The following is a 23,362-nucleotide window of genomic DNA, read 5'->3' as shown; positions in this document are numbered from 1 at the left end:
GATTTTTGGCGTCAGCAGTTGCAAGATGCGCCCGCCCTGCTAGAACTGCCTACCGATCGGCCTCGCCCATCAGTACAACGCTACGAAGGCAACATTCTTCCCGTCAGACTCGATCCAGAAGAGCTGGCAGCTTTGCAAACATTATGTCGCCAGCAGGGGACGACCCTGTTTATGACGCTGCTCGCCGTATGGAGTGTGGTACTCTCCCGCCTGAGCGGACAGGGCGATATCGTCGTTGGTACACCACTCGCTAACCGTAAACACAGCGAAACTGAAGGGCTGATCGGCTTTTTTGTCAATACGCTGGCTCTGCGGATCACCCCGAGCCAGTGCCAGACGGTCGGCGATCTCTTTACTCAAATTCGTAAACGGGCAATTGCCGCTTATACCAATCAGGATCTGCCTTTCGAACAAGTAGTGGAAACACTGCAACCCGCTCGCAGCCTCAGTTACAGCCCTATATTCCAGGTGATGCTGTCGCTTAATAACACGCCAATGCAGACCCTAACGCTGCCCGGCCTTGAGCTCTCAGCCATTGAGCGTCCACAGCGTAGTACCCACTTTGATATGACGTTTTCCCTGACCGAAACAGAAAACGGTCTCGAAGGCGGGCTGATCTATTCCACCGACCTCTTTGATCGCGAAACGATTGTCCGACTCAAAGGCTATCTGCGAAATGTTTTAATGGCGATGGCCGACGATGCAACACAGCCTGTCGCTACCCTGCCAATCCTGTCGGACAGCGAACGCCGGCAGGTCATGCTCGACTTCAACGCCACCGACGCGCCTTTCCCACACGACGCCCTCATCCATCAACTCTTCGAAGAACAGGCCGCTCTTACACCACACGCCATCGCCGTACTCTTTGAAGACCAGCACATTTCCTATCAGGTGCTCAACCGCCGCGCCAACCAGCTCGCTCATCACCTCATCGCCCTCGGCGTTAAACCCGATGACCGCATCGCCATCTGCGTCGAGCGCTCCGTCGACATGGTCATCGGACTGTTCGGCATTCTCAAGGCCGGCGCCGCCTACGTCCCGCTCGACCCCGGCTATCCCGCCGAGCGACTCGCCTACATGCTCGACGATGCCGCTCCCGTCGCCCTGCTCACCCAGGCCGACCGCCATGAGCTTCAGACCCATTCCCTGCCGGTCGTCCTGCTCGATACCGCCGACGTCAGCCATCTCAGTGAGGACAACCCCCACGTCGCCGGCCTCGACGCTCACCATCTGGCCTATGTCATCTACACCTCCGGCTCCACCGGCAAGCCCAAGGGCGTCATGAACAGCCATCGCGGACTCTGCAACCGCCTCGTCTGGATGCAGAACACCTATCGCCTCACCCACGATGACCGTGTGCTGCAAAAAACCCCCTTCAGCTTTGACGTCTCCGTCTGGGAGTTCTTCTGGCCGCTGCTCTACGGTGCACGCCTCGTCATGGCTCGACCCGACGGCCACAAGGATGCCGACTACCTCGCTCACCTTATCGAGCAGACCGGTATCACCACCCTGCACTTCGTGCCGTCCATGCTACAGCAGTTCGTCCTCTGGGCTGATGCCGGCTGCGCCTGTGATTCTCTGCGACGCGTCATCTGTAGCGGCGAAGCCCTCCCGGCCGAGCTACAGCAGCGCTTCTTTGCCCGTTTCAATGCCCAGCTACACAACCTCTACGGCCCCACCGAGGCCGCCATTGACGTCACCTTCTGGGCCTGTCAGCCGGACGACCATCGCAGCGTCGTTCCCATTGGCCGCCCTATCGCCAACACCCAAATCTATATCCTCGACGCCCTCGGCCAGCCCGTGCCACTCGGCGTCGCCGGCGAGCTCCATATCGGCGGCGTCGGTGTGGCGCGCGGCTACCTCAACCGTCCTGACCTCACCGCCGAGCGCTTCATTCCCGACCCGTTCAGCGACCGCCCCGATGCCCGGCTCTACAAGACCGGTGACCTCGCCCGCTGGCTGCCCGACGGCAGCATCGAATACCTCGGCCGTAACGACTTTCAGGTCAAGCTCCGCGGCTTCCGTATCGAACTCGGCGAAATCGAAGCCCGTCTCATGCAGTGTACCGGCATACAGGACGCCGTGGTGGTTGCCCGCGAGGACAGCCCCGGCGATACCCGGCTGGTCGCCTACCTCTGTCCGCAGCCCGGCATCACGCCCGACCCGGCCGACCTGCGTCAGCAGTTAAGCCTGCATCTGGCCGAGTACATGGTGCCCGGTGCCTTCGTCACCCTCGACGCCTTCCCGCTTACCCCGAATGGCAAGCTCGATCGCAAGGCGCTGCCCGCTCCCGACCAGTCCGCCGTCGCCACCCGCGACTACGAAGCCCCGCAGGGGGATGTCGAAATGGCTCTCGCCGCTGTCTGGCAGGAACTGCTGGGACTGGCACGCGTTGGCCGCCATGACCACTTCTTCGAGCTCGGCGGCCACTCCCTGATGATAGTGAATCTGATCGAAGAAATGCGGCGTCAGGGCTACTCGCTTGATGTGAGAGGGGTTTTCTCCACACCGGTACTCAGTGAAATGGCACAGGCAATACTGGCACATCAGGATGAGCCCGCGTTTGTCGTGCCGCCTAATCGTATTCCAGAGGACTGTACCGCCATCACGCCCGACCTGCTGCCGCTGGTAACACTCACGCAGCCGGAGATCGATACGGTAGTGGCTACCGTCACTGGCGGAGCTGCCAACGTACAGGATATCTACCCGCTCTCGCCTTTGCAGGAAGGCATTCTTTTCCATCACCAAATGCAAAAACACGGCGATGCCTACCTATTAAGAAATCTGGCAGCGTTTGATACCCGTGAACATCTCGATGCTTTCCTGACTGCACTTCAGCAGGTGATTGAACGTCATGACATTCTGCGCACGGCCGTCTGCTGGCAGGGGCTAAATCAACCGCTACAGGTGGTCTGGCGTCAGGCGATCTTGCCCGTCAATACTTTCGAACCCACCTCATCAGATGACGTGCTGACTCAGTTGAAACAACAAACCGATCCACGCACCCATCGCCTTAATCTGAATCAGGCACCGTTGCTCTCGGCCGACATTGCCCACGATCCCGCTACGGGGGAATGGCTGCTGGCGCTACGTTTTCACCATCTGGTCTGTGACCATATGACGCTGGCGCTGATCGTCGGGGAAATCCGTCAGTTGTTGCAGGGTCAGCAGGATGCCCTGCCGACGCCGCTACCGTATCGTAATTTCATCTACCAAACCTTAAATGTACCGACCTCAGAACATGAGGCCTATTTCCGCGAACAGCTAGCTGATATCGATGCACCAACAGCGCCTTTTGGCCTGCTGGATGTACAAGGAGACGGTGGCAGCATCACCGAAGCACACTTGCCTCTGGAAACCACATTGGCATCGGCGATTCGCAGTCAGGCTCGCCGTTTGGGCGTCAGCCCCAGCGTGCTATTCCATGTAGCCTGGGCACAGGTGCTGGCACAGACCAGCGGTCGTGATGACGTCGTATTTGGTTCCGTTTTGCTTGGTCGACTCGCGGGTACCGCCGATGCCGACCGGATCATGGGAATGTTCATCAATACCCTGCCGTTACGAGTATCGCTCAGCGATCACAGCGCAGCAGAAGTCGTTCAGCGCACCTCGCACGATCTCATGACGCTGCTGGAACATGAACAAGCCTCACTGGCATTGGCTCAACGCTGTAGCGGCGTAACACCACCGATGCCATTGTTCAGCACGCTGTTCAACTATCGTCATAGCTCACAATATATTGACGATAGTGCCTGGAGCGGAATGCGTTTGCTCACGTCAGAAGAACGCACCAATTATCCACTCATTCTTTCTGTCAACGATCGGGGGAGCGCGTTCAGCCTCGAAGCGCAAGCCATCGAGGGAGTCGATCCTGAGCGCATAGTGAATTATCTGATGACGGCAATCAGCGGCCTGATTGCTACATTGAAAACGGAGCCCCAGCGACCAATACGCCGTCTATCCGTGCTGCCAGAAGCAGAACGTCAACAGTTATTGATTGATTTTAACGCCACCGACACGGATATCCTGCCGCATGCGCTGATTCACGAACGGATTGAACACGCCGCACGACAGACGCCGGATGCGGTTGCCATCGTATTCGGTGAACACACACTCAGTTACGATCAACTCAACCGCCGTGCTAACCGTCTCGCTCATCATCTCCTCACGATCGGTGTACAGCCGGATGACCGAGTCGCCATTTGCATTGAGCGTGGTCCAGAGATGATTATTGGTTTGCTCGGTATCCTCAAAGCAGGTGCTGCCTACGTCCCGCTGGATCCGTCTTACCCTATCGATCGACTGACTTACATGCTGGAAGATGCAAAACCTGTTGCGCTGCTGACGCAAACCGATCGGGTCACCTTGTTGAATAGCCCGCTGCCCACGATCGCGCTCGATAATCTGCCAGCCGCTATCGCTGACGAGGTGCCAGACAGTAATCCTGAACCACAGTCATTCGGCCTGACGCCGCACCATCTGGCGTATGTGATCTACACTTCGGGATCCACGGGGAAACCCAAAGGCGTCATGGTTGAACATCACAGCGTATGTAATCTGGTTGATGCGCTAGCGGGTACCCTCAATATCACCCGCGACAGCCGTCTGTTGCAGTTTGCTTCCTTCAGTTTCGATGCCTGTGTTTTTGAAATCGCGACAACGCTTTCTCATGGCGGTTGTCTGGTACTTGCGCCCAAAGAAGCATTACTGCCCGGCGAGCCATTGCTGACGACACTGCAAACGCAGTCAGTGACTCATGCATTATTACCGCCTATTGCCGCCAGTGCCTTGCCGTCTGAAGCCGAACTGCCTCTGTTGAAGACGCTGATTCTGGGAGGAGAAGCGTGTACAGCGGCACAGGTTAAGCGATGGGCACCAGGCCGATGCGTGTTTAATGCCTACGGTCCAACGGAAATTACCGTCTGCGCGACCTTGTCTCACTGCGATGCGAGCCATAGCGGAGCGCCCCCCATTGGTCGCCCGATTGCCAATACGCACATCTATATTTTGGATGAGCAACAACAGCCCGTGCCCCTTGGTGTCGTGGGTGAAATCTATATTGGCGGAGCGGGCGTCGCCCGTGGCTATCTTGATCGACCGGCATTGACGGCAGAGCGTTTTATTGCCGATCCGTTTAGCGATCATCCTGATGCACGACTTTATAAGAGCGGAGACCTTGGGCGCTGGTTGCCGGATGGCAATATAGCGTATCTGGGTCGTAACGACTTCCAAATCAAACTGCGCGGTTTCCGCATTGAGCTGGGTGAAATAGAATCACGCCTGATGCAGTGCAACGGCGTCGGCGAAGCCGTGGTGATTGCCCGTGAAGAGAGCCCCAGCGACACCCGACTGGTGGCCTACCTCTGCCCGCAAGCGGGGGCGGAACTGGATCCGGCCGACCTGCGTCAGCAGCTCAGCCAGTCCCTGGCAGAGTATATGCTGCCTTCTGCTTTTGTCGTGATTGATGCTTTCCCGCTCACACCGAACGGGAAACTCGACCGTAATGCACTTCCCGTGCCAGGCCAAATCGCCGTCGCCCGTCACAGCTATGAAGCCCCACAGGGTGAGTTGGAAGTGGCGCTCGCGCAAATCTGGCAAGACCTGCTAGGGCTTGATCGCGTCGGACGACACGATCAGTTCTTCGAACTCGGTGGTCATTCGCTGATGATCGTCAGACTCATTGAACGTCTACGCAGCCTTGGCTGGACACTTGAAGCCCGAAGCCTCTTTTCTACCCCTGTTCTCTGCGACATGGCGCAGGAAATACTGGAGAACCAAGATAAATCGGCGTTCATCGTCCCGCCTAATCGGATTACCACAGACGCCACAATCATTACGCCCGAGCTGTTGCCACTGGTCACACTGTCTCAGGAAGAAATCGATACGGTTATCGCGACAGTACCCAACGGCGTAGCCAATGTGCAGGATATCTACCCTCTGGCTCCCTTGCAGGAAGGCATCCTGTTCCATTATCAGCTACAGGAGAAAGGCGATACCTATCTGTTAAACAGCCTGCTCGCCTTTGACACTCAAGTTCGACTTGACGCTTTTCTCGATACATTGCAACAGGTTATCGCACGCCATGATATCCTGCGCACCGCTATCTGCTGGCAGGGGATTCATCAACCTGTACAAGTCGTTTGGCGACAGGCAGCACTGGAGGTAAACACCCTAACGACAACGTCATCAGACGATATTCCAGCTCAATTACGCGCCGCTACCGATCCCAGCAATCACCGAATCAATCTCAACCATGCACCGCTGCTTTCGGCAACAACGGTACATGATCCAATGAGCGGCGAATGGCTATTGTCGTTGAGTATCCATCATTTAATCAGCGACCATATGACACAGGCGTTGATCATCGATGAGATCCGCTTACTGTTACAGGATCGAGCTGAAGATCTGCCTGAACCGCTACCGTATCGTAACTTTATCTCGCAGATTCTGAGCGTCCCACTTTCAGAGCATGAGCACTATTTTCGCAACCGACTGGCGGATATTGACGCGCCGACAGCACCGTTCGATCGCGTGGATGTTCAAGGCAACGGCGAGGACATCACCGAAGCCCATCTTTCACTCGACCCTTTGCTAGCTGATGACATCCGCCGCCAGACTCGCCATCTGGGGATTAGCTCAAGCGTGCTATTCCACGTTGCCTGGGCACAAGTTCTCGCACTGACCAGCGGTCGTGATGACGTGGTCTTTGGTTCCGTGCTCTCCGGCCGCTTACAGGGAAGTTCGGGTGCTGATCGGGTGATGGGAATGTTCATTAACACGCTACCGCTGCGTGTATCACTCCGTGAACGCAGCGTAATCGATGTTATTCAGACCACGTCTCATGAGTTGATGACGTTGCTACTACATGAACAAGCCCCTCTGGCCTTGGCTCAACAATGTAGTCAGGTTCTCCCTCCTCTGCCACTGTTCAGTACGCTATTCAACTATCGCCATTCCCAAAAAGATGCCAGTAATCCATTTTGGGAGGGCATGCGCCAATTGAGTGGGCGAGAGCGTACTAACTATCCAATCACGATGTCAGTAGACGATCTGGGCGATGGCTTTAACCTGACCGCAAAAACCGTAATGGGCGTCGATCCTGAACGGATTGTTCACTATATGCTTACCGCGATCGAGAATTTGGTCACGTCGTTGGAGAAAACACCTCAGCGGATGGCGTTAAACCTGCCTATATTGCCGGAAGCCGAGCGCCAGCAGGTGCTGGTTGATTTCAATGCCACCGACGCCGACTTCCCGCGCGAGACGTTGATTCAGCAACCCTTTGAAGCCCAGGCCGAGCAGACCCCCGATGCTATCGCCGTCGTGTTCGAAGCACAGCACATCACGTATGACCAGCTTAACCGCCGCGCCAACCAGCTGGCTCATCATCTGCTCACCCTCGGCGTTAAACCCGATGACCGCGTCGCCCTCTGCGTTGAGCGCAGTCCCGAGATGCTGGTTGGTCTGCTCGGCATTCTCAAAGCCGGTGCCGCCTACGTCCCGATGGATCCCGCCTATCCGGCGGAGCGCCTCGCCTACATGCTCGATGATGCGGCTCCCGTCGTGCTTCTGACCCAGTCGGCTCTGGTGGCGCAGCTCCACAGCCCGCTGCCGACCGTCCTGCTGGATACGTCCGCCACCGAAGACGAACCAGACACCAACCCGGTGGTACAGGGGCTGAACGCCACTCATCTGGCCTATGTCATTTACACCTCCGGCTCCACCGGTAAACCCAAAGGCGTCATGGTCGCACACCAAAACGTGCTTAACCTTGCCACCGGATTACGCCCCCTGCTGGCTCTCGACCACCCCAGCCGCATTGCCCTCAACGCCAGCATCGTGTTCGATGCCTCGGCGAAAAACTGGATACAGCTGCTGTCAGGCCACACTCTGGTTCTGGTGCCCGAGGCCATCCGCGCCGATGCCCGCCAGCTCTGGCGCTATTTCGCCCGTCATGCCGTCGACCTGTTTGACTGCACCCCGGTGCAGTTGCAGTGGCTGCTCGACGCCGGGCTCGGCACCGATCCGGCCTATCAACCCGCGCAGGTGCTGGTCGGCGGGGAGGCCATTGCACCCGCCATCTGGTCGCGCCTGCCGTCGCTTTCCGACACCCGCTTTATCAACGTATACGGCCCGACCGAATGTACCGTTGATGCCACCGCCTGTGTGATCGACCGCACCCAGCCGCTGCCAACCATCGGTAAACCACTCGCCAATACCCGCATCTACATTCTCGATGCTCAGGGTCAGCCCGTTCCGATCGGCGTCACGGGGGAACTCCATATCGGCGGCGCCGGGGTCGCCCGCGGCTATCTCCACCAACCCGACCTCACCGCCGACCGCTTTATTGCCGACCCGTTCTCTGACTCTACAGAAGCCCGGCTCTACAAAACCGGTGACCTCGCCCGCTGGCTGCCCGACGGCAGCATTGACTATCTCGGTCGTAATGACTTCCAGATTAAGGTGCGCGGGTTCCGTATCGAAGCGGGTGAAATCGAGTCCTGCCTGCTGCGCTGTCCGGGTGTGCAGGAGGCCGTGGTGATTGCCCGTGAAGAGAGCCCCGGCGATACCCGACTGGTCGCTTATCTCTGCGCCCAGCCAGATGCTGAGCTTCATCCCGCGAGCCTGCGCCAGCAACTGGCTGCCTCGCTGGCGGAATACATGATCCCCTCCGCCTTTGTCACGCTTGACGCCCTGCCGCTCACCCCGAACGGCAAGCTTGACCGCACGGCTCTGCCGACACCGGATCAGACGGCCTTTGCCACCCGCGACTATGAAGCACCACAGGGGGAGACCGAAACGACGCTGGCCGCGCTCTGGCAAGACCTGCTGGGGCTGGCGCAAGTGGGCCGCCACGACAGCTTCTTCGCGCTGGGCGGCCACTCGCTGCTGGCGGTGCAGTTGCTGAACCGCATGAACAAGGCCGGGATGGACGTAGCGCTGGCTACGCTGTTTGCACACCCGACGCTGTGCGATCTGGCAGCGGCCGTCACGGCCACTGCCCACGATGCACCGCTCACCCTGCCCGTCGCCGACCGCACACAGCCCCTGCCGCTGTCGTTTGCCCAGCAGCGGCTGTGGTTCCTGACCCAGCTCGATCCGGCCGCCAGTCAGGCCTACCACCTGCCCGCCGCGCTGCGCCTGACCGGCCAGCTTGACCGACCGTCACTCACGACCGCGCTCAACGGGCTGGTCGCGCGTCACGAAAGCCTGCGTACCCGTTTTACCTCGGTCGACGGGCAGCCCGTCCAGCAGATTGAGCCGGATACGCTCGGCTTCAGCCTGTCCAGCCATGATCTGCGTGAACTGGACGAGGCGACACGCACCACACGCGTGACAGAACTGGCCGAACAGGAGGAGCGGGCGCCTTTCGATCTGACACAGGGACCGCTGATCCGCGGTCAGTTGCTGCAACTGGATGATAAAACCCATGTGCTGCTGCTGACCCAGCACCACATTATCTCCGACGGCTGGTCCATCGGTATTCTGGCACGCGAACTGGCGGCGCTGTATCAGGCCGCGCTTGAAGGACGTGACGCCCACCTGCCGCCGCTGCCGGTTCACTACGCCGATTACGCCGTCTGGCAGCGCCAGTGGCTACAGGGCGAGACGCTCTACGACCTGCGTGACTACTGGCGTCACCAGTTGGAAGGGGCGCCCGCTCTGCTGACGCTGCCGACCGACCGCCCCCGCCCGGCGGTTCTACGCTATGCCGGCGCTCAGGTTCCCTTCCATCTGGATGCCGGGCAGTTGCGTCGTCTGCATACCCTGAGCCAGCAGCAGGGGTCGACTCTGTTTATGACACTGCTTGCCGGATGGTCGGTGGTGCTGTCCCGTCTCAGCGGGCAGGACGATATCGTCATCGGCACCCCGGTCGCCAACCGTCCCCGTCAGGAGCTGGAAGGCATCGTCGGCTTCTTCGTCAATACGCTGGCATTGCGCACCGAGCCGGGGCAGTGCCACTCCGTTGCGGAACTGCTCGAGCAGGTTCGCGAGCGGGCGCTGAGCGCCTACGCCCATCAGGCTCTGCCGTTTGAACAAGTGGTCGAGGTACTACAACCCGCTCGTAACCTCAGTTACAGCCCCATTTTTCAGGTGATGCTGTCGCTGAATAACACCCCCTCGCAGGCTCTGACGCTACCCGACCTGGCGCTCTCTGCCGTTGAGCAACCATTAAACCGCACTCACTTTGATCTGTCGTTGTCGCTTATCGAGAACGAAAAGGGTCTTGAGGGCGGGCTGATTTACGCTACCGATCTGTTCGACCGGGACACCATCACTCGCATGGTGGGTTATGTAGAAAATATCCTGATGGCGATGGCCGACGATGTCACACAGCCGCTTCATTCGCTGCCCATGCTGCCGGAAGCCGAGCGCCAGCAGGTACTGGTTGATTTCAATGCCACCGACGCCGACTTCCCGCGTGAGACGTTGATCCAGCAACCCTTTGAAGCCCAGGCTGAACAGACACCCAATGCTATCGCCGTGCTGTTTGAAGACCAGCACCTGACCTACCGCGAACTCAACCGCCGCGCCAACCAACTGGCTCATCATCTGCTCACCCTCGGCGTTAAACCCGATGACCGCGTCGCCCTCTGCGTCGAGCGCAGTCCCGAGATGCTGGTTGGTCTGCTCGGCATTCTCAAAGCCGGTGCCGCCTACGTCCCGATGGATCCCGCCTATCCGGCAGAGCGCCTCGCCTACATGCTCGATGATGCGGCTCCCGTCGTACTTCTGACCCAGTCGGCTCTGGTGGCGCAGCTCCACAGCCCGCTGCCGACCGTCCTGCTGGATACGTCCGCTACCGAAGACGAACCAGACACCAACCCGGTGGTACAGGGGCTGAACGCCACTCATCTGGCCTATGTCATTTACACCTCCGGCTCCACCGGTAAACCCAAAGGCGTCATGGTCGCACACCAAAACGTGCTTAACCTTGCCACCGGATTACGCCCCCTGCTGGCTCTCGACCACCCCAGCCGCATTGCCCTCAACGCCAGCATCGTGTTCGATGCCTCGGTGAAAAACTGGATGCAGTTGCTGTCAGGCCACACCCTGGTTCTGGTGCCCGAGGCCATCCGCGCCGATGCCCGCCAGCTCTGGCGCTATTTCGCCCGTCATGCCGTCGACCTGTTTGACTGCACCCCGGTGCAGTTGCAGTGGCTGCTCGACGCCGGGCTCGGCACCGATCCGGCCTATCAACCCGCGCAGGTGCTGGTCGGCGGGGAGGCCATTGCACCCGCCATCTGGTCGCGCCTGCCGTCGCTTTCCGACACCCGCTTTATCAACGTATACGGCCCGACCGAATGTACCGTTGATGCCACCGCCTGTGTGGTCGACCGCACCCAGCCGCTGCCAACCATCGGTAAACCGCTCGCCAATACCCGCATCTACATTCTCGATGCTCAGGGTCAGTCCGTTCCGATCGGCGTCACGGGGGAACTCCATATCGGCGGCGCCGGGGTCGCCCGCGGCTATCTCCACCAACCCGACCTCACCGCCGACCGCTTTATTGCCAACCCGTTCTCTGGCTCAACAGCAGCCCGGCTGTACAGAACCGGTGACCTCGCCCGCTGGCTGCCCGACGGCAGCATTGACTATCTCGGTCGTAACGACTTCCAGATTAAGGTGCGCGGGTTCCGTATCGAAGCGGGTGAAATCGAGTCCTGCCTGCTGCGCTGTCCGGGTGTGCAGGAGGCCGTGGTGATTGCCCGTGAAGACAGCCCCGGCGATACCCGACTGGTCGCTTATCTCTGCGCCCAGCCAGATGCGGAGCTTCATCCCGCGAGCCTGCGCCAGCAACTGGCCGCCTCGCTGGCGGAATACATGATCCCCTCCGCCTTTGTCACGCTTGACGCCCTGCCGCTCACCCCGAACGGCAAGCTTGACCGCACGGCTCTGCCGGTGCCAGATCAGACGGCCTTTGCCACCCGCGACTATGAAGCACCACAGGGGGAGACCGAAACGACGCTGGCCGCGCTCTGGCAAGACCTGCTGGGGCTGGCGCAAGTGGGCCGCCACGACAGCTTCTTCGCGCTGGGCGGCCATTCGCTGCTGGCGGTGCAGTTGCTGAACCGCATGAACAAGGCCGGGATGGACGTGGCGCTGGCTACGCTGTTTGCACACCCGACGCTGTGCGATCTGGCGGCGGCCGTCACGGCCACTGCCCACGATGCACCGCTCACCCTGCCCGTCGCCGACCGCACTCAGCCCCTGCCGCTGTCGTTTGCCCAGCAGCGGCTGTGGTTCCTGACCCAGCTCGATCCGGCCGCCAGTCAGGCCTATCACCTGCCCGCCGCGCTGCGCCTGACCGGCCAGCTTGACCGACCGTCACTCACGACCGCGCTCAACGGGCTGGTCGCGCGTCACGAAAGCCTGCGTACCCGTTTTACCTCGGTCGACGGGCAGCCCGTCCAGCAGATTGAGCCGGATACGCTCGGCTTCAGCCTGTCCAGCCATGATCTGCGTGAGCTGGACGAGGCGACACGCACCACACGCGTGGCAGAACTGGCCGAACAGGAGGCGCGGGCGCCTTTCGATCTGACACAGGGGCCGCTGATCCGCGGTCAGTTGCTGCAACTGGATGATAAAACCCATGTGCTGCTGCTGACCCAGCACCACATTATCTCCGACGGCTGGTCCATCGGTATTCTGGCACGTGAACTGGCGGCGCTGTATCAGGCCGCGCTTGAAGGACGTGACGCCCACCTGCCGCCGCTGCCGGTTCACTACGCCGATTACGCGGTCTGGCAGCGCCAGTGGCTACAGGGCGAGACGCTCGACGACCTGCGTGACTACTGGCGCAATCATCTGCTGGGGGCACCAGCCCTGCTGGAACTCCCGACCGACTGGCCCCGCCCGGCGGTTCAACGCTATGCCGGCGCTCAGGTTCCCTTCCATCTGGATGCCGGGCAGTTGCGTCGTCTGCATACCCTGAGTCAGCAGCAGGGGTCGACTCTGTTTATGACACTGCTTGCCGGATGGTCGGTGGTGCTGTCACGACTCAGCGGGCAGGATGATATCGTCATCGGTACTCCTGTCGCCAACCGCCCCCGTCAGGAGCTGGAAGGCATCGTCGGCTTCTTCGTCAATACGCTGGCATTGCGTACCGAGCCGGGGCAGTGCCACTCCGTTGCGGAACTGCTCGAGCAGGTTCGCGAGCGGGCGCTGAGCGCCTACGCCCATCAGGCTCTGCCGTTTGAACAGGTCGTGGAAGCACTCCAACCCGCTCGCAGCCTCAGTTACAGCCCCATTTTTCAGGTGATGCTGTCGCTGAATAACACCCCCTCGCAAGCCCTGACGCTGCCCGACCTGGCACTCTCTGCCGTTGAGCGGCCGCAGCATAGCACCCACTTTGATATGACACTTTCCCTGACCGAAACGGAAAACGGTCTCGAAGGCGGGCTGATCTATGCCACCGACCTGTTCGACCGGGACACCATCACTCGCATGGCGGGTTATGTAGAAAATATCCTGATGGCGATGGCCGACGATGTCACGCAGCCGCTTCATTCGCTGCCCATGCTGCCGGAGGCCGAGCGCCGGCAGGTGCTGGTTGATTTTAACGCCACTGATGCCGATCTCCCATCGGCGCTGGTTCACCATCTGTTCGAACAACAGGCTGAACAGACACCCGATGCCACCGCCATCGTGTTCGAAGCACAGCACATCACGTATGACCAGCTTAACCGCCGCGCCAACCAACTCGCACACCATCTGCTCAACCTCGGTGTTAAACCCGATGACCGCGTCGCCATTTGCCTTGAACGCAGCCCCGAGATGGTGCTCGGACTGCTCGCTATCCTCAAGGCCGGTGCCGCCTATGTTCCGATTGACCCGTCTTATCCGACCGAACGTCTCGCCTACATGCTCGACGATGCCGACCCGGTCGTGCTTCTGACCCAGTCGGCTCTGGTGGCGCTGCTCCACAGCCCGCTGCCGACCGTCCTGCTGGATACGTCTGCTACCGAAGACGAACCAGACACCAATCCGGTGGTACAGGGGCTGAATGCCACCCATCTCGCCTATGTCATTTACACCTCCGGCTCCACCGGTAAACCCAAAGGTGTCATGGTCGAACACCGCGGATTCAGTAATTACCTGCTCTGGGCCCGCGAGTATTACGCCACATCCGGCTCACTCGACAGTATCGTCTCCTCCCCTGTCGCCTTTGATGCCACCGTCACCAGCCTCTATCTGCCTCTCCTGTCCGGCGGCAAAATGCGGCTCATTCACGACGGGCAGGAACTGACCGAGTTACTCCCCGCGCTGCTCGACGCTCAGCCCGGTACGCTGGTCAAAATCACACCCACTCACCTTGCCGCGCTCGGTCAGGAACGACAGTCCGTTCACCAGGCCTGTCCGGACCTGCTCTTTGTTGTCGGCGGCGAAGCTCTCTCCTCTGCCACCGTCGCACTCTGGCAGACGCTGTCTTCCGGCTCCCGTATCATCAACGAATACGGCCCCACGGAAACCGTCGTCGGCTGTATTGCCTTTGATGCCCGTACTCCTAATCCGCTCACCGACAGCGTTCCCATTGGCCGGCCGATTGCCAATACCCGTATCTATATTCTGGATACACAGGGCCAGCCCGTTCCGCTCGGCGTCGCCGGGGAGCTCTATATCGGCGGGGCCGGCGTCGCTCGCGGCTACCTCAACCGTCCCGACCTCACCGCCGAGCGCTTTATTGCCGACCCGTTCTCTGGCTCAACAGCAGCCCGGCTGTACAAGACCGGTGACCTCGGCCGCTGGCTGCCCGACGGTAATATCGAATACCTCGGTCGTAACGATTTCCAGATTAAGGTGCGTGGTTTCCGCATTGAACCGGGTGAAATCGAGTCCTGCCTCCTGCACTGTCAGGGGGTACAGGAGGCCGTAGTGATTGCCCGTGAAGACAGTCCGAGAGATACCCGGTTGGTGGCCTACCTCATTGCTCAGCCTGACGCTGAACTGGTACCTGCCGACCTACGTCAACAGCTCTCGACACGTTTAGCCGACTATATGATTCCGGCTGCGTTTGTCATGCTTGATGCTTTCCCACTTACGCCAAACGGTAAGCTAGACCGGAAAGCCCTGCCCGTTCCCGCCCAGTCTGCGGTGGTCACTCGAGGCTATGAAGCGCCGCAAGGTGACGTCGAAGTCACCCTGGCAACACTTTGGCAAGATCTGTTGGGATTAGATCGCGTCGGCCGTCACGACCACTTCTTCGAGCTCGGCGGCCACTCGCTGATGATCGTCAGCCTGATTGAGCGACTCCGTAATGCGGGCCTGACGCTAGATGTACGCAGTGTTTTCTCAACACCGGTTCTCAGTGAAATGGCGCTGTCAATACAAACGTATCAGAACAGGCCGCCGATTGTCGTCCCACCGAATCGTATTCCAGCGGGATGTACAGCAGTGACTCCCGATATGCTATCACTGGCAACGCTGACTCAAGTGGAGATCGATCGGATCACCGAAACGGTGTCTGGCGGGGCGAGCAATATACAAGACATCTATCCGCTCGCACCGTTGCAGGAAGGCATTCTCTTCCACCATCTCCTGCAAGAACAGGGCGATACCTATCTGCTCCGCAGCATGGTGGCCTTTACTCACCGCGAACGTCTTGATGCATTTCTCGATGCACTTCAACAGGTTATTAATCGCCACGATATTCTGCGCACTGCCGTGTGCTGGCAGGATTTAAGCCAGCCCGTGCAGGTAGTCTGGCGTCAGGCAATATTGCCAATCAACCATTTTGAACCGACCTCACAGGACGACGTGCTGGCACAGTTGCAGGCTCATACTGAGCCGCGCACACGCCGGATCGATCTCAGTCAGGCACCGTTATTTAGCGCTGATATCGCCCACGACCCTAAACGAAATGAATGGTTGCTGGCACTGAGTTTCCATCATCTGATTAGCGATCATATGACGCTCGCGCTGATCGTCAGCGAAATCCGCTTATTATTGCAACATCGGGCTGACGCGTTACCGACTCCGCTCCCGTACCGCAATTTTATCGCCCAGACGCTAAGCGTACCGAACTCAGCACATGAAGCGTATTTCCGCGACCAGCTAGCCGATATTGATGAGCCAACCGCACCTTTTGGGTTACTCAACATACAAGGGAGCGGCGAGGACATCCACGAAGCCCGTCTGGTATTGGACGCCACGCTAGCATCCGCTATTCGACAACAGGCTCGTCACCTTGGTGTCAGCCCCAGCGTGTTGTTCCATGTGGCCTGGGCGCAGGTTCTGGCGAAAACCAGCGGCCGTGACGACGTGGTATTCGGCTCTGTTCTACTTGGCCGTCTTGCTGGTACGGAAGGCGCTGACCGCATTATGGGGATGTTTATCAATACGCTGCCGCTGCGAATTTCTCTTGCAGATCGTGGCGCAGCAGAGGTGATTAGGCGAACCTCGCACGATTTGATGCTGCTGCTGGAGCATGAGCAAGCGCCGCTGGCATTGGCTCAACGCTGTAGCGGTGTGACACCGCCCATGCCGCTATTCAGTGCCTTACTTAACTATCGCCACACGCAGGCTGACTCGACCGACAATACCTTAAACGACATCCGTGTGCTGACGTCAGAGGAACGCACCAATTATCCACTCACGCTTGCAGTGGACGATCGAAATGAAGGATTTAGTCTGGTTGCGCAGACACTGGCAGACATCGATCCTCACCGTCTGGTGAACTATCTCATGACGGCCATCAGTAGCCTGGTTGACGCACTGGAAACAGAACCTCAGCGTTCCATACTGAGCCTGCCAGTACTGCCGGATGACGAACGTCAACAGATACAGGTTGATTTCAACGCGACCGACATGGATATCCCACAGCACGCGCTTATCCACGAACTGTTTGAAGCACAGGTTACCCGAACGCCCGATGCTATCGCCGTGGTATTTGGGGACACTGCCCTTAGCTATAACGAGCTTGACCGCCAAGCTAATCGTCTTGCCCACCATCTTCTCTCATGCGGTGTACGCCCCGATGAGCGGGTAGCGATTTGCGTCGAACGCGGTCTGAACATGGTTATTGGGCTACTCGGTATTCTCAAAGCGGGCGGAGCCTATGTGCCATTAGATCCGACGTATCCCGTAGAACGTCTGCGCTACATGCTCGATGATGCCAAACCGGTCGCTCTGCTCACGCAGTCGGCACATATCGAGATAATGAACGGCAACCTGCCAGTAGTTCTGCTTGATAGCGGAGACGTCAGTCCGTTCGATAACGAACCCGATACGTCGCCTGAGGCTCGGAAGCGGGGGTTAACACCACGTCATCTGGCCTATGTCATCTACACCTCCGGCTCCACGGGGAAACCCAAAGGTGTCATGGTTGAACATGCCAACATGGTTAATTTCCTCTGTTCGATGCGTAAGGAGCCAGGCATAGCCCAAGAGGATGTTCTGCTCGGCGTTACGTCTCTGTCTTTTGATATCTCCATATTGGAAATTTTCCTACCGCTATTGAACGGTGCTCGATTGATTCTGGCCACACAGGAACAGGCGGCAGATGCACAACAGCTGGCGATGCTGATCGAACGTCACGCGGTCTCCTTCATGCAGGCCACGCCGTCAACCTGGCGTATGCTAGTAGAGCTAAGTGATTTCACTCTGCCACCGGACTTTAAAGCACTGTGTGGGGGGGAAGCGCTGCCTGAAAATCTGGCGACCGCGTTGCTTCAGAAGGTAACGACACTCTGGAATCTGTATGGCCCGACAGAAACTACGATCTGGTCAACGCTAAACGGCCTGACTACACCGACGCCTTATATTGGTCACCCCATCGCCAATACCCAGATCTATATTCTGGATCCGCAGGGGCGCGTGGTTCCTCTCGGCGTTGCGGGGGAAATCCATATCGCTGGTGCGGGCGTCGTTCGCGGCTATCTTGGTCGTCCCGATCTCACTGCAGAGCGCTTTATCCACGATCCGTTCTCACGTTCGCCAGACGTTCGGATGTACAAGACGGGCGATCTCGGACGCTGGCTGACTGACGGTACCCTTGAGTATCTGGGTCGTAACGATTTTCAGGTCAAAGTCCGCGGCTTCCGTATCGAACTCGGCGAAATTGAAACCCGCCTCGACCGCTGCCCAGGGGTGCACGATGCCGTGGTCATTGCCCGTGAAGATAGCCCCGGCGACAAACGACTGGTTGCCTACCTTCGTGCTCAACCGGATACGGTGCTTGATCCTGCCGATCTGCGCCAAAGGCTTAGCGAGGAACTGGCCGAATACATGATCCCAAGTGCATTCGTCACGCTGGATACCTTTCCACTCACGCCAAACGGCAAACTCGATCGTAAGGCGCTACCCGCACCAGACCAGTCGGCGATGGTGACTCGCGGCTATGAAGCACCGCAGGGTGAACTCGAACGTGCGCTGGCCCAGATATGGCAAACACTGCTGGGGCTAGAGCGTGTCGGACGCCATGACCATTTCTTTGAGCTCGGCGGACACTCACTTCTTGCCGTGCAGTTAAACGCCCGCATACGCGCAGAATTTTTCACCGATATCCCTATCGTTGCCATTTTCCAACATCCCCAGCTATCCGCGCTGGCGGAGGTCATTCTGGCCGCACAAATACATGCAGCATGGGGAAATGATACTGACGCACTCACACACGATCTCGACTCAATGTCAGCAGAAGAGTTAATGGCGATTTTAGACGGAGACACAAAAGATGAATAAAGAAAACATGAGCATTGAAGAGCTAAAACGCGCCGTTCTGGAGAAAAAAGTTAAAGAACAATTGAAGCAGCGTGGACATCAGCAGCGGCCATCGATAAAGAAAGCCGATCGGCATGCACCGCTGCCACTCTCTTTTGCTCAGCAGCGGCTGTGGTTTATTGGTCAACTCGATCAAGCCGCGAGTCAGGCTTATCATCTTCCCGCCGCTCTGCGACTTACCGGCAAGCTCGATAAATCGGCGCTCACGGCTGCGCTTGATAGCCTGATCGCTCGCCATGAAAGCCTTCGCACACATTTTGCACTGGTTGAGGGTCAACCCTACCAGCAGATTGCCCCCGCAGAGACCCACTTTTGCTTGTCCAGCCTTGACCTGCGTGACCTTGATGAGACAACGCAAGCCCAGCGGGTCGCTGAATTAACCGAGAATGAAGCGCGTGAGCCGTTCGACCTCATGCAAGGCCCTCTGATTCGCGGCCAGCTATTGCAGTTGAGTGATAAAGAACATGTTTTGCTGATCACGCAACACCACATCATCTCCGATGGCTGGTCTCTGGGGATCTTTGTCCGTGAGTTTTCAGCCCTGTACCGCGCCGCGCTCAGCGGCCACGCGGCACATTTACCACCGTTACCGATTCAGTACGCCGATTATGCAGCCTGGCAACGCGACTGGCTCAAAGAGGATGCGCTCACCGAACAGCGTGATTTTTGGCATAACCGATTACAAGGTGCCCCCGCCCTGTTAGAACTGCCAACTGACCATCCACGCCCTGCGGTACAGCGCTATGCGGGCAACCATGTGCCTTTCCATCTCAGCGCCGATATTCTTGATGCGCTAAAAACACAAGGCCATCAACAGGGAACCACGCTGTTTATGACGGTGCTTGCCGCATGGAGCCTTGTGTTGTCTCGCCTCAGTGGTCAAGACGACATCGTCATTGGTACGCCGATCACCAATCGTACCCGTCATGAGTTGGAAGGCCTGATCGGCTTCTTCGTTAACACGCTGGCACTACGCATTGAACTGAATCAATGTGAGACATTGGAAGCCCTGCTGACGCAGGTTAGAGAACTGTCACTTTCTGCTTATGCTCATCAGGATCTTCCATTCGATCAGGTCGTAGAAGTACTGAAACCCGCACGTAGCCTCAGCTACAGCCCAATTTTTCAGGTAATGCTGGCACTGAATAATACGTCGTCACAACATTTAACACTGCCCGATTTGGACGTCTCTTTTATTGAACAACCCAAACACAGCGCTCAGTTTGATCTCATGTTGTCGATTAACGAGACAGATAATGGTCTGACGGGGTCACTGGAATATGCCATCGACCTCTTCGAACGGGAAACGATTGAGCGCGTGGTTGGCTACGTAGTGAATGTACTCACCGCGATTGCCACCGACGTGACACAGCCGCTATGGTCCGTGCCTATGCTGTCGTTACGCGAACGCCAACAGGTGTTGGTCGACTTTAATCCGGTTGAAGCCGAACGGCCTGATCCCGCGTTGATTCAGGCTCGCTTCGAAGCTCAAGCCCAACGCTCACCCGAGGCGACAGCCGTCGTCTTTGAATCCCGCTCGCTCAGCTATCAGGCTCTCAACCATCGCGCCAACCAACTCGCTCACCACCTCATCAACAACCTCGGCGTTAAACCCGATGACCGCGTCGCCATTTGCGTCGAACGCAGTCCGGAGATGATTATTGGTCTATTGGCTATTCTCAAAGCTGGTGCCGCCTATCTTCCATTAGATCCGGCTTATCCGTCCGAGCGCCTTGCCTATATGCTGGAAGATGCCACGCCTGTGGCCCTACTCACTCAGTTGGCATTAACCGCGATCCTGCCGGACACTGCGCTGCCCACCGTACTGCTTGACGCGCACGACGTCTTTGATGCACAGCCTGACCACAATCCCGACGCGCACGCGCTGGGCGTCATACCCCACCATCTGGCCTATGTCATCTACACCTCCGGCTCTACCGGCAAGCCCAAAGGCGTCATGGTCGAGCATGCCAGCGTCACTCGCCTGCTCGACACCACGCAGGGCTATTTCCATTTTAACAGCCACGACGTCTGGACTCAGTTCCACTCCTTCGCGTTCGACTTCTCCGTTTGGGAAATATGGGGGGCGCTCGCCTACGGCGGCAAACTCGTCATCGTGCCCGCTTTGTGTGCTCGCTCACCGCAGGAGTTCTATTCCCTGATCTGTCGGGAACGAGTGACCATACTTAACCAGACGCCGGGAGCATTCCGCCAATTAATTGCCGCACGAGACAACACCGAGCATGCACTGCGTTGCATCATTTTCGGCGGGGAGGCGCTTGAGTTACACATGCTGTCACCGTGGATAGCAAACAACCCACTTGAACACACCCGTCTGATTAACATGTACGGCATCACCGAGATTACCGTTCACGCGACCTTCCGCGAACTGACCGCCGCCGATATCATCGCGGGTCGCGGCAGCCTTATCGGCAAGCCCTTACCGGACCTATGTGCCTACCTGCTTGACCCGCACGGTCAGCCGGTACCCGTTGGCGTGGCCGGCGAGCTTTATATCGGCGGAGCGGGTGTCGCACGTGGCTACCTCAACCGACCCGACCTGACCGCCGAGCGCTTTATTGCCAACCCGTTCTCTGAGGGTGCAGTAACTCGCCTCTACAAAACCGGCGACCTCGCCCGCTGGCTGCCCGACGGGACGCTGGACTATCTGGGGCGTAACGACTTCCAGGTCAAGGTGCGCGGTTTCCGTATCGAGCTGGGGGAAATCGAGTCTCGTCTGGTGCAGTGCCCCGGCGTTCAGGAAGCAGTGGTGCTTGCCCGTGAGGATATACCGGGAGATATCCGTCTGGTGGCCTACATTCAGCCCCAGCCTGAAGCCGTGCTGGAACCTGCCGAACTACGCCAGCAGCTCAGTCAGAATCTGGCCGAGTATATGATCCCAGCAGCCTTCGTCACTCTCGATACGTTCCCGCTCACGCCGAATGGCAAGTTGGATCGTAAAGCACTTCCCGCGCCTGAACGTTCCGCCGTGGTCACACGCGACTATGAAGAACCTGTCGGAGAGATTGAAAACGCATTGGCTGAAATCTGGCAAGACCTGCTAGGACTAGAACGGGTGGGACGGTATGACCACTTTTTTGAACTCGGCGGCCATTCATTGCTGATTGTCAGCTTAATTGAAAAACTGCGTCACCTCGGCTTAAAACTCGACGTTCGCAGCGTATTTACCGCACCGACGCTCATCGAACTGGCTGATGCCGTTCAACACGATCGGGGCGAATCCCGTTTCACTACGCCAGATAACCTTATCCCCGACGATGCTGAACAAATCACACCGGATATGTTGCCACTGGTAACGCTATCGCAGCAGGACATTGATGCCATTGCTGATAACGTGTCTGGCGGCACCGCCAATATACAGGACATCTACCCGCTGGCTTCACTACAGGAAGGGATTCTCTTCCACCATCGCCTGCATCCCGATAAAGATCCCTATGTCGTCTCGTCGCTTTTGCGGGTCGAAAACCAGACGAAGCTGGATGCTTTTATTGCCGCATTACAGTCCGTGATTAACCGACACGATATTCTGCGCACGTCGATTCACTGGACGGAATTGACGGAGCCGGTTCAGGTGGTACATCGCCACGCGCCGCTGAATGTGCATTATCTGGAACCCGAAAACCGCCATGATGTGGTCACCACGATGCGAGATCGCGTCGTCTCCTCACACACCGCAATGGATTTGACTCAGGCACCATTAATGCATTTGTACGTTACACCGGATTCAACATCACCGACGCGTTATGTCCTGCTCCAGTTTCACCACATCATTGATGACAACCTTTCATTGCGTCAGCTACTCGCGGAAACCACCGCGTTTCTGATGGGAAAAGGTGAAACGCTCCCGCCATCATTCCCATATAGAAACTTTGTGGCTTATTCCCGTCAGGAGGAGAAAAACCAGGCAGCAGAAGCGTTTTTCCAAGACTATCTGGCGGACATCGACGAAATTACGGCACCGTTTGGCGTGGTGAATGTTCAAGCCAACGGTGAAAGTGCAGCAGAAGCGCGTCAATCACTGAGTCCCGAATTTTCACACACGATCCGTGACGTTGCCCGTCGGTTCGGCATCAGTCCGGCGGCACTGTTTCACGCCAGTTGGGCATTGGTTATCGCTCGAACCAGCGGACGGGACGATATCGTGTTCGGCACAACATTATCGGGGCGTATGTCAGGTCTCGATGGCAGTACAACCGCACTAGGCATGTTTATCAACACGCTTCCTTTCAGGATAAAACTGGCTGGCATGAGCGTGGCGACACTGGTCAACACCGCGAATGATATTTGCGCCAATTTATTGCGCTACGAGCAAACTCCGCTGTCCACGGCCCAGCGATGCAGCGGGCTCGGTTCGATGCCATTGTTCAGCGCGTTACTCAATTGTCGCCACACCAATGACAGAGGTGTCGAAGCGCCGAATTTGAGACAGTTTGGTGTAGAGAGCTTGTTTAGTCGTGAACGCACCAACTACCCATTGGGCATCTCAATTGATAATAATCGTGAGTATTTTTCGCTCTCGACCCAAACCATCAGCCCTATCGATCCGAATCGGGTGAATGCTTATCTGTTGCAGGCAATAGAACAGGTCGTCTCCCTATTAACCACTGCGCCGGAAACGCTG

The 23,362-nt window shown here is 58.0% G+C and carries 2 protein-coding genes (both cut by a window edge); both read left to right on the top strand.

Annotated elements, in window-relative coordinates:
* Positions 1-18,681 carry the 3' portion of a non-ribosomal peptide synthase/polyketide synthase gene (locus KKH3_RS06650; protein ID WP_052201304.1) on the top strand. 7,050 nt of this gene lie to the left of the window's left edge, so the window shows 18,681 of its 25,731 coding nt (coding positions 7,051-25,731); its start codon lies beyond the left edge, outside the window; the stop codon is at positions 18,679-18,681.
* Positions 18,674-23,362: the start of a non-ribosomal peptide synthetase gene (locus tag KKH3_RS06645; protein WP_052201303.1), read on the top strand. It continues 16,461 nt past the right edge of the window; 4,689 of the gene's 21,150 nt are visible here — the first part of the coding sequence; its start codon is at positions 18,674-18,676; its stop codon lies off the right edge, out of view. Before KKH3_RS06650 ends, KKH3_RS06645 begins: the two co-directional genes overlap by 8 nt.

The sequence above is a fragment of the Pectobacterium actinidiae genome, assembly GCF_000803315.1.
In the GTDB taxonomy this organism is placed as follows: Bacteria; Pseudomonadota; Gammaproteobacteria; order Enterobacterales; family Enterobacteriaceae; genus Pectobacterium; species Pectobacterium actinidiae.
Note: the sequence above shows the minus strand (reverse complement) of the source record. Positions and strands in the feature narration are given on the sequence as shown.